Raw genomic sequence first — 14,350 nt, 5'->3', positions numbered from 1 at the left:
GCCCTATGGCGTCCCCGCGTCCCCCTCCGCCCCTGGCGGCGTGGCCGACATCGCCCGGGTGCAGTCGATCAGCGCGTGGCGCAGCCCGCCGCGCTGTTCCTCGGTCAGCCCGCCGAGCATCCGCTCTTCCAGCAGCCGCACCTGCTCGTCGTAGCTCCGCAGCGCCTCGCGGCCCCGGTCGCTGAGGCTGATGAGCAGCACCCGGCGGTTGGCCGGATCCCGACGGCGCTCGATGAACCCGCGCTCCTCCAGCGTCTGGACCATCTCGTGCATGGTCTGCGGCTTGACGAACGAGCGCCGGGCCAGCTGGGCCGACGACAGCCCGTCCCGGCGCTCCAGGACGGTCAGCGCCGTGTACTGCAGCGTGGTCAGGCCGAGGGGGCGCAGCAGCGCGTCCAGATGGGCCCGTATCGCCTGTTCCAGCCGTTTCACCAGGTAGAGCGTGCCGACCTGGTCCAGCTGCGCCGTGTCGGACTGATCGGAAGTGGTCATCCGGCCATCTTGCCCGACCGGCGGACCGGGCCGACCGGCAGACCGGCGGATCGGCCGAGGGGGGCCGCCCATTGACACCCGACCTCCCGGAGTGCTCCACTCACCATCAGGGATCCTGATGATACTCCGATACCGGAAGGAACCGAAGCCCATGGAGCTGACGGGGAAGACCGCCGTGGTCACCGGCGCGGGGCGCGGCCTCGGCCTCGCGTACGCCCGTGCCCTGGCCCGGGCGGGGGCCAGCGTGGTCGTCAACGACGCCGACGCGGCCACCGCAGAACAGGCGGTCAAGGTCATCACCGACGAGGGCGGTACGGCGGTCGCCGCGCCCGGCGCGGTCGGCACCAGCGAGGTCGCCGACGCGCTCGTGGACCGCGCGGTCGAGGCGTTCGGGCGGCTGGACGTCCTGGTCACCAACGCGGGCATCCTGCGCGACCGGGTGCTGTGGAAGATGACCGACGAGGACTTCGACGCGGTGACCGGCGTCCATCTCAAGGGCACCTTCACCTGTGCCCGCGCCGCAGTCCGGCACATGCGCGAGCGCGGCGGGGGCGGCCGTCTGATCCTCATCGGCTCGCCCGCGGGACAGCGCGGCAACTTCGGCCAGACCAACTACTCCGCCGCCAAGGCAGGCATCGTCGGCATGGCCCGCACCTGGTCGATGGAGTGCGCCAAGGCCGGGATCGGCGTCAACGCGGTGATCCCCGTCGCCGCTACCGCCATGACCGCGACCATCCCCGCCTTCGCGCCGCACGTCGAGGCGTACGAGGAGCGCGGTGAACCGCTGCCCGCCTGGCTGCGGCAGGGCGAGGGCTTCGGCACCGCCGACGACGTCGCCGGGCTCGTGGTCTTCCTCGCCTCGGACGCCGCCGACGGCATCACCGGGCAGGCCATCGGCGTCGGCGGCGACCGGCTGACCCTGTGGACCCACCCCGAGGAGCAGTCGGCGGTCTACCGCGAGGGCGGCTGGGACGCGGACGCCATCGCGGGCGTCTGGGGTACGTCGCTGGGGCGGCGCCCGGAAGGGGTGGGCATCCCCGCGCCCGTCGACCCGACGAGCCCGGAGAGCCCGAAGAACACGGAGAGCCCGAAGAGCACGGAGGGGGTCGGACGGTGAACCCCGACGACCTCGTCGCCATCGACGTCCACACCCACGCCGAGGTCTCGGCGGACGGCCACTCCTCGCTGAGCGGCGAGCTGGCCGAGGCCTCCGCCGCGTACTTCAAGACCCATGGCGCCCGGCAGCCCACCATCCCCGAACTGGCCGCCCACTACCGCGAACGCCGCATCGCCGCCGTCGTCTTCACGGTCGACGCGGAGACCGCCACCGGCCATCCGCCGATCAGCAACGAGGAGGTCGCCGCCTCCTGCGCCGAGCACGCCGACGTCCTCATCCCGTTCGCCAGCGTCGACCCGTGGAAGGGCCGGGCGGCGGTGCGGGCGGCGCGGCGACTGGTCGAGGAGCACGGGGTGCGCGGCTTCAAGTTCCATCCGTCCCTCCAGGCGTTCCACCCGAACGACCAGCGGTTCTATCCGCTGTACGAGGCCATCGAGGAGCTGGGGGTGCCCGCGCTCTTCCACACCGGGCAGACCGGGATCGGCGCGGGGGTGCCCGGGGGCGGCGGGATCCGGCTGAAGTACTCCAACCCGATGGACGTGGACGACGTCGCCGTGGACTTCCCGGAGCTGCGGATCATCCTGGCCCATCCGTCGTTCCCCTGGCAGGACGAGGCGCTGGCCGTCGCCACGCACAAGCCGCACGTCTACATCGACCTGTCCGGCTGGTCGCCGAAGTACTTTCCGCCGCAGCTGGTCCGCTATGCGAATTCGCTGCTCAAGCACAAGGTCCTGTTCGGCTCCGACTATCCGGTGATCGACCCGGACCGATGGCTGGCCGACTTCGACAAACTAGAGATCAAGCCCGAGGTACGGCCGCTGATCCTCAAGGACAACGCGGCGCGGCTGCTCGGTCTCACGAAGGAGTGAGCGGAGATGCTGGAGCAAGGCATCGGCCGGGGCGCCGGAGAGGGCATCGGATCGTGGCCGCGCCGTCGGGCCCGTAAGACCCCCGGGCGGATCGCGGTCGTCCACGGGGACGACACCCAGACCTACCGGGAGCTGGACGAGACCGTCACCCGGTACGCCCGCGCGCTGCGGGCGCGCGGGATCGGGCGCGGCGACCGCGTCGCCTACCTCGGCCCCAACCACCCCTCGTTCCTCCACGCGCTCTTCGCCACCTGCGCGGTGGGCGCGGTCTTCGTCCCGCTCAACACCCGGCTCGCCGCGCCAGAACTGGCCTACATGCTGGACGACTCCGGTGCGCGGCTGCTCCTCCACGATCCGCGCTGCGCGGAGACCGCCGGGGAGGCGGGCGCGGGCATCGCGGTGGCGCTGGACGAGCTGACCGATGGAGGTGACGACTCCCCGGACGAGGTCATGGCCCCCGACGACCCCTGCATGATCATGTATACGTCCGGTACGACGGGCCGTCCCAAGGGCGCGGTGCTCAGCCACGCCAACATCACCTGGAACAGCCTCAACGTCCTGGTCGACACCGATCTCGCCTCGGACGAGATCACCCTCGTCACCGCGCCGCTCTTCCACACCGCCGCGCTCAACATGACCTGTCTGCCGACCCTGCTCAAGGGCGGACGCGTCGTGATCGAGCCCGGCTTCGACGCGGAACGGATGCTCGACCTGATCGAGAGCCAGGGCGTGACCTGTCTGTTCGGCGTGCCCGCCATGTTCGCGGCGGTCGCGGAGTCGCCGCGCTGGGAGACGGCCGACCTGTCGTCCGTCCGCACCCTGATGTGCGGCGGCTCGCCCGTCCCCAAGGCGCTGATCGACACGTATCTGCGGCGCGGGCTCTCGTTCATCCAGGGCTACGGCATGACCGAGGCGTCCCCCGGGACGCTGCTGCTCGACCGTGAGATGAGCGCGGTCAAGGCGGGCTCCGCGGGCGTGCCGCACTTCTTCACCGACGTCCGGCTGGTCCGCTCGGACCTGACCGAGGCGGGCCCCGGCGAGCCCGGCGAGATCCTGGTGCACGGCCCCCACGTCATGCGCGGCTACTACGGCCTGCCGGACGCGACCGCGGACGCGCTCCTGGAGGGCGGGTGGTTCCGCTCCGGGGATGTGGGGGTGCGGGACGAGGACGGCTACGTCTCCATCGTGGACCGCGTCAAGGACATGATCATCTCGGGCGGCGAGAACGTCTATCCGGCCGAGGTCGAGAACGCGCTGTACGACCACCCCGATGTCCTCGAATGCGCCGTGATCGGCATGCCGGACGCCCGGTGGGGCGAGGTCGGCAAGGCCGTCGTCGTCCTCCGGGCCGGAGCCGTCACCGATCAGCAATGCCTGCTCGACCACCTCGCGGGCCGCCTCGCGAAGTACAAGGTGCCGAGGGCGGTCGAGTTCCGGACCGCGCTGCCACGCACCGCCAGCGGAAAGATCCGCAAATCCGCCCTGCGCTGACCTGCGCCGACGCTACGCACACCCTGACGGGAGACCCCGCATGCCCACGACCGTGAACAGCTTCGACGAGCTGAAGCAGCTGACCGGACAGCACCTCGGCCACAGCCAGTGGCACCGGATCGAGCAGAACCGGGTCGACACCTTCGCCGACGCCACCGGCGACCACCAGTGGATCCACGTCGACCCCGAGCGCGCCAAGGACGGCCCCTTCGGCGGCACCATCGCCCACGGCTATCTCACCCTGTCCCTGCTGATCCCGCTGTGGGGCGAGATCCTGGAGCTGGGCGGCGTCCGCATGGCCGTCAACTACGGCCTCAACAAGGTGCGCTTCCCGGCGCCGGTACCGGTCGGCGCCACGATCAGGGCCGGGGCGACGCTCGTCTCCGTGGACGAACTCGGCGACGGCGGCGCCCAGGCCGTCATCGACCTGGTGGTGGAGCAGGACGGCGGCGACAAGCCGTGCTGCGTCGCCCAGGCGGTGCACCGCTACCACTGGTGAGGGTCAGGGGGTGTCCACGGCGGTGACGAGGACGGCCACCGTCGCCGGGGGCGGCGCGGTGGCCGTAACCGCCGCGCGTACCGCGCGGGCCACGTCCAGGGCGCGGTGGCCCGGGGCGACGGCGACTTCGATACGGACATGGCCGCCCTCGACCCGTACCGCCCCGCGCCCCAGCACCGGGGCGAGCCGGGCCACGCCGGGCACGGCGGTGACCGAGGCGGCGATGCCCGAACCATCACCTGGCCGCTCGGCGGGCGGCTGCTCTGCGGGCGGGGACTGATCCTCCGGGACTGCATGCTCCGGAACCTCATCGAGGACGTCCGTCACCCGCACATCCACCGCGCCGACCGCCAGCCCGAGCCGGTCCGTGGCCGCGCCCAGCAGGGCGTCGCGCAGCCGGTCCGCCGCCACCGGCAGGGGCAGATCCGCCGTCGCCGCGCACTCCGCCCAGGCCCGCAGCGGCCCCGGCGGCAGCGCGCTCGGCGGGGCCGGAACCGAGGGCGGCGCGGCGGCCTCCGGGTCGGCCAGGGCGATCCGGAGCGCGCCGAGCCGTACGCCGGGCACGGCGTCGGCCGCCTGGCGCAGCACGGCGTCCGCCGCGCGCTCGGTCAGCCAGGCGCCGTCCTCCGGCCCGCCCAGGGGGAGGAGGCGGCCGAGCCGCAGCTGTTCCCGTACGGCCTGTGCGAGCCGGTCCGCGACCACGGCGCCACCCTTCGGCAGGTGAGTCCCTGAATGATGCATAACAGAAGCTTTCCGGACCAATCACCCCTAGTGTGGCAAGTAGGGAAAATATGCGAGAAAGGGGCGATCGGTGATGTCCGAGACCGCGCCACGGAACCGGCCCCAGGCCGCCGCCACGGAGCCGTCCGCCGCTACGCCGAAGACCCTCGGACGCAGCATCGACCCGGGAGCCCGGGGGCGTACCACCATCGCCGACGGCGTGGTGGAGAAGATCGCCGGGATGGCCGCCCGCGATGTGGTCGGCGTCCACACCATGGGCGGCAACCTCGCCCGCACCTTCGGGGTCGTCCGCGACCGGGTGCCCGGCGGCGGCAAATCGGTCGCCCGTGGAGTGAAGGCCGAGGTGGGCGAGGTACAGACGGCCCTCGACCTGGAGATCGTGGTCGACTACGGCGTCTCGATCGCCGACGTCGCCCGGGCCGTACGGGAGAACGTGATCACCGCCGTCGAGCGGATGACCGGCCTTGAGGTGGTCGAGGTCAACATCGAGGTCAGCGATGTGAAGTTGCCGGACGAGGAAGAGGAAGCGCCGGAGCCCAGGCTGCAATGAGCAGCCGCCCCGGTGCGCTCCAGCAGGGGAGCACACGATGAGCATGGCCGTGATCGGGATGATCGCGGGGATGGCCCTGGGCTTCGCCGGATACTTCGGTGGTTTCGGGGCCTTTCTGCTGGTGGCGGCGTTGGGCGCCGTCGGGTTCGTCGCGGGCCGGTTCCTGGACGGGGACCTGGAACCGGGCGACTTCTTCCGGTCCCGCGACCGTGGCGAACGGCGGCGGTGACCGGTGGGGGCACGCGAGCCGGGGGAGCGGGGCGCGACGCGGATCGCGGACCGCGCCGTCGCGAAGATCGCCTCATGGGCGGCGCGGGAAGCGCTCGGCGGCGGGCTGCCGCACGCCGCCGTCGCGGTCCGCGCGGGCGTCGCGCGCGTACGGGTCGCCATCGAGCTGGGCTACCCGTCCGACATCGGCGCCCAGTGCGGGGCCGTACGGCGCCATGTGGCGACGCGGGTCGGTGAACTGACGGGCATGGAGGTGCCGGACGTGGCGGTCACCGTGGAACGGCTGCGCTCACCGCAGCTGGACCGGGGGAAGGTCCGATGAACCGTCGTCCTGGCCGCCCTGGCCGCTTCTGGTCCGCCCGGCGCGTACCGGCCGGGCTGACCGCCCTCGTGCTGCTCGGCGCGCTCGGGCTGCTCCTGTACGACATCGTCTCCGAACGCACCGGCCACCCCGTGATGGAGTGGCGCCGCTGGCTCGCCGACCAGCTCGCCTCCCGCCCGCTAAACGACGGCTGGATCGTGGGGATCGCGGTGGCGCTGATCGTGATCGGGCTGTGGATGGTGTTGCTGGCCGTGACCCCGGGCCTTCGAAGCCTCCTGCCAATGAACGGAAACGGTGGCGACGACACCCGAGCGGGAATCGACCGCTCCGCCGCCGGTCTGGTGCTGCGGGACCGGGCGATGGCCGTCCCCGGCGTACGGGCCGTACGCGTCGATGTCGGCCGCCGCCGCGTCAGGGCTCGCGCGCAGGCGCACTTCCGTGACCTCGAGGAGGTCCGGGCGGACCTCCTCACCGTCCTCCAGGACGGCATCCGGCAGCTCGGCCTCGCTCGGCGACCGGGGCTGTCCGTCCGCGTCCGGCGACCGGCGAGGTGATGGGGCGCCATGCGTATCGCGAACCGAGTGCTGCTGGGTCTGCTGGGCCTGGCCCTGATCGCCGCAGGCGCGACAGCCCTCCTCGCCGGACGCCGTTCCCCCGACGCCGTTCTCCTCCCCCGCGCGACCCGGGTGCGCTGGCGCTCCATGGACTGGTGGTGGCCGGGCCTCATCGCGGCGCTGGGCGTGCTGGCCCTGCTCGCCCTGTGGTGGGCCCTGGCCCAACTGCGGCGCCGCCGCCTGAACGACATCCTCGTCCCTCTGGGCGACGGCACCGGCGCCTCTCTCCGGGGCCGCGCCCTGGAAGCCGCCCTGCGGGCCGACGCGGAGTCCCTGTCCGGCGTGGCCGGGGCCCACATCCACCTCCACGGCCGCCGAGCCGCGCCGAGGGCCCGCGTGGGCCTGACCCTCGACCCCGGGGCGGACCCCCTGGCGACCCTCCGCCGCCTGGAGTCAGAAACCCTGACCCAAGCCCGAACCTCAGCAGGCCTACCCCACCTCCCAACGGAGGTCCGCCTGCGAGGCGAACGCCACGGAGCAGAACGAGCGCGCTAGCCGTGCGGGCCGGGCCGGGAGGGACCGCCGACTGCCCGGTCGGGTTTCGTGGCCGGGTGCGGCCCGGTGGCCGGGTTGTGCCCACCCGTTCCGCCCCGCGGAACGATTGCCCACAACCGGGGGTACCGGCCGCCTCCGGCGGTGTCGCAACCCACCCCCGGCCCGGGGCATCCCAGTCGCGGCTGGGGCATCCCAGTCGTGGCCGGGGCACCCCAGTCCCGGCCCGGGACATCCCAGTCCAGGCCGGGGCATCTTAGCCCCGGCCGGGACAATCCAGTCCCGTCCGGGATAATCCAGCCCCTCCGGCGATTGAGGAGCGGGGGCCGGGGCGGAGCCCCGGTTTCGGGAAGGGGCGGGGTGGGGAACACGAACCCCCGGCGTCACCAGCCGTGGAGCGCGCCTCCGTCTACCGGGAGCATCAGCCCGGTGAGATAAGAGGCGGCGGGGGACAGGAGGAACGCGGCGGCCTTGCCGAATTCGTCAGGGGTCCCATACCGCCGCAGCGGAATCGCCGCACTGTTCCGCTCCCGCGCCGCATCCGCGTCACCGGACAGCCCATCCAGCTCCCGCACCCGGTCGGTGTCGATACGGGCCGGGAGGAGGCCCACCACACGAACGCCGCGCGGCCCCAACTCCAGCGAGAGGTTCTTGGCGAAGCCCGCGAGCCCCGGCCGCAGGCCGTTGGAGACGGTGAGCCCGGGGACCGGCTCGTGGACGGAGCCGGAGAGGACGAAGCCGATCACACCGCCGGGGGTGAGTTCGGCGGCGGCGGCCCGGGCAAGCCGCACGGCGCCGAGGAAGACCGAGTCGAAGGCGGTCTGCCACTGGGCGTCGGTGATGTCGGCGGTGGGCCCGGCGGGCGGCCCGCCGACGCTGATGAGGATGCCGTCGAAGCGCCCGAACCGCTCGCGGGCGGTGGCGATGAGGCGTTCGGCGGCGTCGGGGTCGGCATTGTCGGCGGCGACGCCGACAACATCCGGCCCCAGACCAGCGGCGGCCGCAGCCGCCGTCTCGGCGTCGCGGCCGGTGATGACGGCCTTGGCACCATCGGCGACCAGCTCAGCGGCGGCGGCGCGGCCCAGCCCACGGGTGGCTCCGGTGACGATGTATACGCGGTCTTTCAGTCCAAGATCCATGGGTTCAGTCTGCCTGGGCCTCATCCGAAAGCGTGAGGGCGGTCCCCACCAACCCGATGTGGCTGAAAGCCTGCGGGAAGTTGCCGAGCAGCCGGTCGGCGACAGGGTCGTACTCCTCGGCGAGCAGCCCGACGTCGTTGCGCAGGGACAGCAGCCGGTCGAACAAGGCAGCAGCCTCCCCACGACGCCCGGCGAGATGGAGAGCATCGGCGAGCCAAAACGAACAGGCCAGGAAGGCCCCCTCGGACCCGGGGAGCCCATCGGCGGTCTCGTCGGTGGAGTACCGGCGGATCACCCCGTCGTGGCTCAGCTCCCTGCGCACCGCGTCGATGGTGCCGACGACGCGCGGATCGTCGGGCGGCAGGAAACCGACGCGGGGGATGAGCAGGGTGGCGGCGTCGAGCGCGGTGGACCCGTAGGACTGGGTGAAGGTGTCGCGGGAGGCGTCGTAGCCCTTCTCGCAGACCTCGCGGTGGACCGCCTCCCGCATGGCCCGCCACCGGTCGGCGTCGCCGTCCAGCTCGGGGTGGGCCTCGGTGGTGCGGACGGCGCGGTCGGCGGCGACCCAGGCCATGACCTTGGAGTGGACGAAGTGACGGCGCGGCCCGCGCACCTCCCACAGGCCCTCGTCGGGGTCCTGCCAGGCGGATTCGAGGAAGTCCATGAGGGCGCTCTGGATCTTCCAGGCGTGCGGCTGCGGCGCCATGCCGTGGGTGCGGGCGAGGTGGAAGGTGTCGAGGACTTCGCCGTAGACGTCGAGCTGGCGCTGGCCCACGGCGTCGTTGCCGACGCGTACGGGGACGGAGTGGCCGTACCCCTCCAGCCAGGGCAGCTCCTGCTCGGGGAGGCGCCGCTCGCCGCCGAGCCCGTACATGATCTGGAGTTCGGCGGGGTCCCCGGCGATCGCGCGGAGCAGCCAGTCGCGCCAGTGGGCGGCCTCCTCGCGGTATCCGGCGGAGAGGAGGGCGTTCAGGGTGAGCGTGGAGTCCCGCAGCCAGCAGTAGCGGTAGTCCCAGTTGCGCACCCCGCCGAGCTGTTCGGGCAGCGAGGTGGTGGGGGCGGCGACGATGCCGCCGGTGGGCGCGTACGTGAGCGCCTTGAGGGTGATGAGGGAGCGTACGACGGCGTCCCGGTAGGGGCCCTGGTAGCGGCAGCGGGCGGCCCAGGCGCGCCAGTCGTGCAGGCTGGAGCGCAGGGCCTCGTACGGGTCCACGAGGCGCGGCCGGGGCTCGTGGGAGGGGTGCCAGGTGAGGACGAAGGCGACCCGCTCACCGGCGGAGACGGTGAACTCGGAGCGGGTGCTGAAGTCCTTGCCGTAGGTGAGCACCTCGGGCTCGGAGCGCAGCCATACGGAGTCGGGCCCGGCGACGGCGATGCGGTGGCCGTCGGTGCGCCGCATCCAGGGGATGACGTGCCCGTAGTCGAAGCGCAGCCGCAGGACGCCCGCCATCTCGACGCTGCCGGAGACGCCCTCGACGATGCGGATCAGGTCGGGTGCGCGGTCGCGCTGCGGCATGAAGTCGATGACTTTCACGGTGCCGGAGCCGGTCTCCCAGACGGTCTCCAGGACGAGCGAGTCGTCCAGGTAGGCGCGGCGGGTGCAGGCACCGGCGCCCTTGGGGGCGAGCCGCCAGTGGCCGTTGTCCTCGTCGCCGAGGAGGGCGGCGAAGCAGGCGGCGGAGTCGAAGCGGGGCAGGCACAGCCAGTCGACCGAGCCCTCGCGGCTGACCAGGGCCGCCGTCTGGTGGTCCCCGATGAGCGCGTAGTCGTCGATGTCCTGTGGCACGTCGGAGCATCTTCCCGGAGAGCGGGAAGGCTACTCCGCATTGGCGGCCGCGGGGGCCTTCCGGGGCTCCTGCTCGGCGCTCTCGGCGCTCTCGGCCGTCTCGGAGGCGGCCTCGGTGGCCTCGGAGGCCTTGGCGGCCTCGGCCGCCCGGTCGCGCCGCTCCCGGCGGGCCAGGACGAACCAGCCGACGGGCACCCCGGCGGTGAACAGCCACCACTGGACGGCGTACGCCATATGCGGGCCGATGTCGTCGTGCTCCGGCTCCGGCACCGGGTCGGGCTGCTTGCCGCCCTTGGGGGAGGACGAGGTCAGCTCGATGTAGCCGCCCTGGAGGGGCCGCCCGAGCGCCTTGGCCTGCTGCTCGCTGTTGATCAGCATGACCTGGCGCGGCGGCAGCCCCGACTTGTCCTTGATGCCGCTGCCCGAGCTGGTCTCGTCGGCCTTGAGGCGGCCGGTGACGGTGACCTTGCCCCGGGGGGCGGCCGGGATCTCGGGGAACTTGGTGAGGTCGGCCCCGGCGGGGATCCAGCCCCGGTTGACGAGGACGGCCCGCTTGCCCTCGATCAGCGGGGTGAGGACGAAGTAGCCGATGCTCTGCTCGTCGGAGCCGGTGCGCTGGCGGACGACGACCTCATGGGCCGTGTCGTACGTCCCGGTGGCGGTCACCGTGCGGAAGGTGTCGTCGCGGGGGACGGTCCGGCCGGGGGCGGTGAGCTGGTCGACCGGCACGGCGGGGGCGCCGAGGTTGTTCCCGATCAGCTGGTTCTGCGCGACCTTGGCCTCGTGGCGGTGCAGCTGCCAGAAGCCCAGCCTGATCATGGTGGGGATCAGCGCGAGCCCGATCAGGGTGAGGATCACCCACTGTCGGGTCAACAGGAAGCGGTACACGTCCTTGACAGTACTCGGCGTGGATTGTCCCCCGGCCATGGGGGGCACCGGACGACAATCCACGCATCCGGCCCGGGCTCATACGTGGCTCATACGTGGTCGACGATGCCCTCCTTCCCCTCCGCGCGGGAGCAGTGGGCGCCGCAGTAGTAATGGCCGTCCACCTCCACCCCCTGGCCGATGATCTGGCACCGGCAGTGCTCGCAGATGGGCGCCATGCGGTGGATGGCGCAGGAGAAGCAGTCGAAGACGTGCACCTGCCCTTGGGCGTGCACCTCGAACGTCATGGTGTAGTCGTTTCCGCAGACCTCACAGCGTGCCATGCGCCACAGCGTGCGGGCCCGGACGGTGCCGAGCGCGCGGCGCGGCGGGCGCGCCGCGCGTATTTCACCTGATTGTCGGCTCGGCCGGGGTGACGTCCAGGAGGAGCTGGGTGAAGGCGGCCTCGTCGACGATGGGCGTGCCGAAGGAGCGGGCCTTGGCGGTCTTGGAGGTGGCCGCGTCCGGATCGTTGGTGACCAGCAGGCTGGTGAGCCGGGACACGCTGGTCGCCACGTGCAGCCCGGCCTCGACGGCCCGGTCCTCCAGCAGCTCCCGGTCGACCGAGGTGTCCCCGGAGAACGCCACCCGCATGCCCTGGGTCAGCAGCCCGCCCGGCTGATAGCGCCCCGGGTTGGGGTAGGGGCAGGCGGGGCGCTTACGGCTGGGGCGCCAGCTCTGCTGCCGGTACGAGCGCTGCGGGCCGACCGAACGGGACGGCGGGTCCGACCATTCGGTGAGCGGCTGACAGGCCAGCAGGGGCAGCCGCAGCCCGGCCTCGGCGGCCCGCCGCAGGCTCGGCCGGAACGTCTCGGCGAGCACGCGCGCGTCGTCCAGCGCGTGGTGGGCCCGCTCCTGGACGACCCCGTAGTGCGCGGCCAGGGTCTCCAGCTTGTGGTTGGCCAGCGGCAGCCCCAGCTCCTTGGAGAGGGCGATGGTGCACAGCCGCTGACGCACCGGTGCCTCGGTCTTCGAGCGGGCGTACTCGCGGGCGATCATCGACCAGTCGAAGGCTGCGTTGTGCGCGACCAGGACGCGCCCGGCGAGGCGCTCTGCGAACGCGGCGGCGATGTCCGGGAAGAGCGGCGCGTCCTTCAGCGTCTCCCGGGTGAGGCCGTGGATCCATACGGGTCCCGGATCGCGCTGCGGGTTGACCAGCGTGTACCAGCGGTCCTGCACGTCGCCCCGGGCGTCGAGCTGGTAGACCGCCGCGGAGACGATCCGGTCGTCGCGGGCGAGACCGGTGGTCTCGACGTCGACCACCGCGTACCCCTGCGGATAGGCCTCCGGCCACGAGGGTGTTGACGCGGTTCGCGGTGCGGCAGCCGTGGGGTCTTCGAGCATGGTCCATGAGGATACGGGCCCGCTCGGACACCGCGGACCGCCGGGTACGTGCCGTCAGCGTTCCGATCGCGGCTCGTTGTTGACAACACGTCTAGCATACTTGTTGGTAACTACCTCTGGCGGTAGGGCGAAAGCGGTTCTATGTTGCCGGTATGCCGCATTTGCCCAACGCCGTGCTGTGGTCGATACCCGCTTTCGTGCTGCTCACCGTCGTGGAGATGGTGAGTTACCGCCTGCGCCCCGATGAGGACGCCGAGGGATACGCGGCCAAGGACGCCGCGACCAGCGTCACCATGGGGCTCGGCAGCCTCGTCTTCGACCTGGTGTGGAAGATCCCGATCGTGGCGGTCTACTCCGCTGTGTACGAACTCACCCCGCTGCGCGTCCCGGTGGAGTGGTGGACGCTGCCGCTGATGCTGCTCGCGCAGGACTTCTTCTACTACTGGTCGCACCGTGGGCACCATGTGATCCGCATCCTGTGGGCCTGTCATGTGGTGCACCACTCCAGCCGCAAGTTCAACTTCACCACCGCGCTGCGACAGCCGTGGACCACCTGGACGGTGTGGCCGTTCTACGTACCGATGATCGCGCTCGGTGTGCATCCGGCGGCGGTCGCGTTCTGCTCGTCGGTGAACCTCGTCTATCAGTTCTGGATCCACACCGAGCGGATCGGCACCCTGCCGCGCCCGATCGAGTTCGTCTTCAACACCCCGTCGCACCACCGTGTCCACCACGCCTCCCAAGGGGGCTATCTGGACCGCAACTTCGGCGGGATCCTCATCGTCTGGGACCGGCTCTTCCGGTCGTTCGTCCCCGAGACGGAAGCCCCGGTCTTCGGGCTCACCAAGAACATCGACACCTACAACCCGCTGCGCGTGGCCACCCATGAGTACGCGGCCATCGCCCGGGACATCGCGGCCGCCCGCGACTGGCGGGAGCGCGCCGGGCGGGTCTTCGGCGGCCCGGGCTGGGCGCCCGCGCCACCGCCCGACGCTCCCGATGCGCCTGGCGCCCCCGGCGCGCCTCACGCGCCGGAGCGGGCGCCGGAGCGCGCCGTATGAGCGCGCCGCGCGCCCTGGGCGGGCTCTTCTACGGGCTCTTCGCGCTGCTGGCCGCCACGCATCTGGGCGCGCTGCTCGCGGACGCCACCACGCTCGTCCAGCTGACGAAGCCCGCCCTGATGCCGGTCCTCGCGGTGTACGCGGCCCTGCGCGGCGCGCCCCGCCCGCTGGTCGCCGCCCTGCTGTGCGGCTGCGGCGGGGACGTACTGCTGCAACTCGGCGGCGAGACCGCCTTCCTGGCCGGAATGGGCTGCTTCGCGGCCGGGCACCTCTGCTACCTCACCCTGTTCGCACGGTCCGGGCGGCGCCGTACGGTGCCCTGGGTGGCGTGTGGTTACGGGGCGGTGTGGCTCGGCAGTACGGCCGCGCTGTGGCCCGGCCTCGACCCCGGGCTGCGCGTGCCGGTCGCCGCGTACAGCCTGCTGCTGACGGCCATGGCGCTGGGCGCGCTGCGGGCGGGGGTGTGGGCCGGGCTCGGCGGGGCGCTGTTCCTGCTGTCCGACGGCCTGATCGCGGCCGGTCTCGCGGACTGGCCGCAGCTCCCCGCACCCCAGTTCTGGATCATGGCCACGTATATCGCCGCCCAGTCCCTGCTGACCACCGGACTGCTGCGCCAGACCGCCCGTGAAGCGCCGCTCAGGCCGCTTCCGGCAGCCGCCTGAGCCGGACGATCCGGGC

Annotated in this window: 18 protein-coding genes; 11 read left to right on the top strand and 7 right to left on the bottom strand. The window is 72.3% G+C overall.

What is annotated here, in order from left to right; all coding sequences use genetic code 11:
• Nucleotides 1-3 precede the first annotated feature (3 nt).
• Complete coding sequence (locus ACWC5C_RS39290) at nt 4-492, bottom strand: MarR family winged helix-turn-helix transcriptional regulator (protein WP_450883683.1); 489 nt, start codon at nt 490-492, stop codon at nt 4-6.
• Between the two features lie 151 nt (nt 493-643).
• Between ACWC5C_RS39290 and ACWC5C_RS39285 the strand changes: the two genes are divergently transcribed.
• The 4 genes from ACWC5C_RS39285 to ACWC5C_RS39270 are packed head-to-tail and all read left to right on the top strand — an operon-like array spanning nt 644 to nt 4,468.
• Nucleotides 644-1,609: an SDR family NAD(P)-dependent oxidoreductase gene (locus ACWC5C_RS39285; RefSeq protein ID WP_450883681.1), complete on the top strand. Its 966-nt coding sequence runs from the start codon at nt 644-646 to the stop codon at nt 1,607-1,609.
• Nucleotides 1,606-2,478: an amidohydrolase family protein gene (locus tag ACWC5C_RS39280; protein ID WP_450883679.1), complete on the top strand. Its 873-nt coding sequence runs from the start codon at nt 1,606-1,608 to the stop codon at nt 2,476-2,478. The genes ACWC5C_RS39285 and ACWC5C_RS39280 overlap by 4 nt, the downstream gene beginning before the upstream one ends.
• 6 nt (nt 2,479-2,484) lie before the next feature.
• Nucleotides 2,485-3,969, top strand: a complete 1,485-nt coding sequence (locus ACWC5C_RS39275) for an acyl-CoA synthetase (RefSeq protein WP_450883677.1) — start codon at nt 2,485-2,487, stop codon at nt 3,967-3,969.
• A 40-nt stretch (nt 3,970-4,009) separates the two neighbouring features.
• Nucleotides 4,010-4,468: a MaoC family dehydratase gene (locus tag ACWC5C_RS39270; protein WP_450883675.1), complete on the top strand. Its 459-nt coding sequence runs from the start codon at nt 4,010-4,012 to the stop codon at nt 4,466-4,468.
• A gap of 3 nt (nt 4,469-4,471) precedes the next feature.
• Here ACWC5C_RS39270 and ACWC5C_RS39265 read toward each other — a convergent pair whose 3' ends face one another.
• On the bottom strand, nt 4,472-5,209 hold the full coding sequence (locus ACWC5C_RS39265; RefSeq protein WP_450883673.1) for a hypothetical protein: 738 nt from the start codon (nt 5,207-5,209) through the stop codon (nt 4,472-4,474).
• Between the two features lie 73 nt (nt 5,210-5,282).
• On the opposite strand from ACWC5C_RS39265, the gene ACWC5C_RS39260 reads away from it, so the two are divergent.
• From ACWC5C_RS39260 to amaP, 5 genes are read left to right on the top strand one after another with little or no spacing between them, the layout of a single operon-like run.
• Complete coding sequence (locus tag ACWC5C_RS39260; protein WP_450883671.1) at nt 5,283-5,759, top strand: Asp23/Gls24 family envelope stress response protein; 477 nt, start codon at nt 5,283-5,285, stop codon at nt 5,757-5,759.
• Between the two features lie 37 nt (nt 5,760-5,796).
• Nucleotides 5,797-5,988: a hypothetical protein gene (locus tag ACWC5C_RS39255; protein ID WP_385448092.1), complete on the top strand. Its 192-nt coding sequence runs from the start codon at nt 5,797-5,799 to the stop codon at nt 5,986-5,988.
• A 3-nt stretch (nt 5,989-5,991) separates the two neighbouring features.
• On the top strand, nt 5,992-6,309 hold the full coding sequence (locus ACWC5C_RS39250) for a hypothetical protein (RefSeq protein WP_450883669.1): 318 nt from the start codon (nt 5,992-5,994) through the stop codon (nt 6,307-6,309).
• Entirely contained in the window at nt 6,306-6,863 is a 558-nt protein-coding gene (locus ACWC5C_RS39245; protein ID WP_450883667.1) for a DUF6286 domain-containing protein, read from the top strand. The genes ACWC5C_RS39250 and ACWC5C_RS39245 overlap by 4 nt, the downstream gene beginning before the upstream one ends.
• A 9-nt stretch (nt 6,864-6,872) precedes the next feature.
• Nucleotides 6,873-7,418 (top strand): alkaline shock response membrane anchor protein AmaP, encoded by a 546-nt coding sequence (gene amaP, locus ACWC5C_RS39240; protein ID WP_450883665.1) that lies wholly within the window; start codon nt 6,873-6,875, stop codon nt 7,416-7,418.
• A 380-nt stretch (nt 7,419-7,798) separates the two neighbouring features.
• Here the strand turns inward: amaP and ACWC5C_RS39235 are convergent, their stop codons facing one another.
• The 5 genes from ACWC5C_RS39235 to ACWC5C_RS39215 all read right to left on the bottom strand — a co-directional run bounded on the left by ACWC5C_RS39235 (nt 7,799) and on the right by ACWC5C_RS39215 (nt 12,611).
• Nucleotides 7,799-8,554, bottom strand: a complete 756-nt coding sequence (locus ACWC5C_RS39235) for an SDR family oxidoreductase (protein WP_450883663.1) — start codon at nt 8,552-8,554, stop codon at nt 7,799-7,801.
• A gap of 4 nt (nt 8,555-8,558) precedes the next feature.
• Nucleotides 8,559-10,340, bottom strand: a complete 1,782-nt coding sequence (locus ACWC5C_RS39230) for a glycoside hydrolase family 15 protein (protein ID WP_450883661.1) — start codon at nt 10,338-10,340, stop codon at nt 8,559-8,561.
• A gap of 30 nt (nt 10,341-10,370) precedes the next feature.
• Nucleotides 10,371-11,228 carry an SURF1 family cytochrome oxidase biogenesis protein gene (locus tag ACWC5C_RS39225; protein WP_450883659.1) on the bottom strand — a complete coding sequence of 286 codons (858 nt, stop codon included), beginning with the start codon at nt 11,226-11,228 and terminating at the stop codon, nt 10,371-10,373.
• A gap of 89 nt (nt 11,229-11,317) precedes the next feature.
• The gene (locus ACWC5C_RS39220) at nt 11,318-11,551 is read right to left on the bottom strand and encodes a hypothetical protein (protein WP_385446508.1); all 234 of its coding nucleotides are present in this window, start codon (nt 11,549-11,551) and stop codon (nt 11,318-11,320) included.
• A gap of 64 nt (nt 11,552-11,615) precedes the next feature.
• A complete protein-coding gene (locus ACWC5C_RS39215) occupies nt 11,616-12,611 on the bottom strand; it encodes a DEDDh family exonuclease (protein ID WP_450883657.1) in 996 nt (331 codons plus the stop codon).
• A gap of 152 nt (nt 12,612-12,763) precedes the next feature.
• Between ACWC5C_RS39215 and ACWC5C_RS39210 the strand changes: the two genes are divergently transcribed.
• Nucleotides 12,764-13,672: a sterol desaturase family protein gene (locus ACWC5C_RS39210; RefSeq protein WP_450883655.1), complete on the top strand. Its 909-nt coding sequence runs from the start codon at nt 12,764-12,766 to the stop codon at nt 13,670-13,672.
• Complete coding sequence (locus ACWC5C_RS39205) at nt 13,669-14,334, top strand: lysoplasmalogenase (RefSeq protein WP_450883653.1); 666 nt, start codon at nt 13,669-13,671, stop codon at nt 14,332-14,334. The genes ACWC5C_RS39210 and ACWC5C_RS39205 overlap by 4 nt, the downstream gene beginning before the upstream one ends.
• Nucleotides 14,335-14,350 lie beyond the last annotated feature (16 nt).

Source organism: Streptomyces sp. NPDC001700, assembly GCF_053596435.1.
The sequence above is the reverse complement of the archived record's forward strand: the minus strand, read 5'-3'. Positions and strand labels throughout refer to the sequence as shown.

Bases quoted from the DNA above. Each gene is read 5' to 3' on its own strand.
- ACWC5C_RS39290 (WP_450883683.1), bottom strand. From the start codon at position 492: ATGACCACTTCCGATCAGTCCGACACGGCGCAGCTGGACCAGGTCGGC.
- ACWC5C_RS39285 (WP_450883681.1), top strand. From the start codon at position 644: ATGGAGCTGACGGGGAAGACCGCCGTGGTCACCGGCGCGGGGCGCGGC.
- ACWC5C_RS39275 (WP_450883677.1), top strand. From the start codon at position 2,485: ATGCTGGAGCAAGGCATCGGCCGGGGCGCCGGAGAGGGCATCGGATCG.
- ACWC5C_RS39270 (WP_450883675.1), top strand. From the start codon at position 4,010: ATGCCCACGACCGTGAACAGCTTCGACGAGCTGAAGCAGCTGACCGGA.
- ACWC5C_RS39265 (WP_450883673.1), bottom strand. From the start codon at position 5,209: ATGCATCATTCAGGGACTCACCTGCCGAAGGGTGGCGCCGTGGTCGCG.
- ACWC5C_RS39260 (WP_450883671.1), top strand. From the start codon at position 5,283: ATGTCCGAGACCGCGCCACGGAACCGGCCCCAGGCCGCCGCCACGGAG.
- ACWC5C_RS39255 (WP_385448092.1), top strand. From the start codon at position 5,797: ATGAGCATGGCCGTGATCGGGATGATCGCGGGGATGGCCCTGGGCTTC.
- ACWC5C_RS39245 (WP_450883667.1), top strand. From the start codon at position 6,306: ATGAACCGTCGTCCTGGCCGCCCTGGCCGCTTCTGGTCCGCCCGGCGC.
- amaP (WP_450883665.1), top strand. From the start codon at position 6,873: ATGCGTATCGCGAACCGAGTGCTGCTGGGTCTGCTGGGCCTGGCCCTG.
- ACWC5C_RS39235 (WP_450883663.1), bottom strand. From the start codon at position 8,554: ATGGATCTTGGACTGAAAGACCGCGTATACATCGTCACCGGAGCCACC.
- ACWC5C_RS39220 (WP_385446508.1), bottom strand. From the start codon at position 11,551: ATGGCACGCTGTGAGGTCTGCGGAAACGACTACACCATGACGTTCGAG.
- ACWC5C_RS39215 (WP_450883657.1), bottom strand. From the start codon at position 12,611: ATGCTCGAAGACCCCACGGCTGCCGCACCGCGAACCGCGTCAACACCC.
- ACWC5C_RS39210 (WP_450883655.1), top strand. From the start codon at position 12,764: ATGCCGCATTTGCCCAACGCCGTGCTGTGGTCGATACCCGCTTTCGTG.
- ACWC5C_RS39205 (WP_450883653.1), top strand. From the start codon at position 13,669: ATGAGCGCGCCGCGCGCCCTGGGCGGGCTCTTCTACGGGCTCTTCGCG.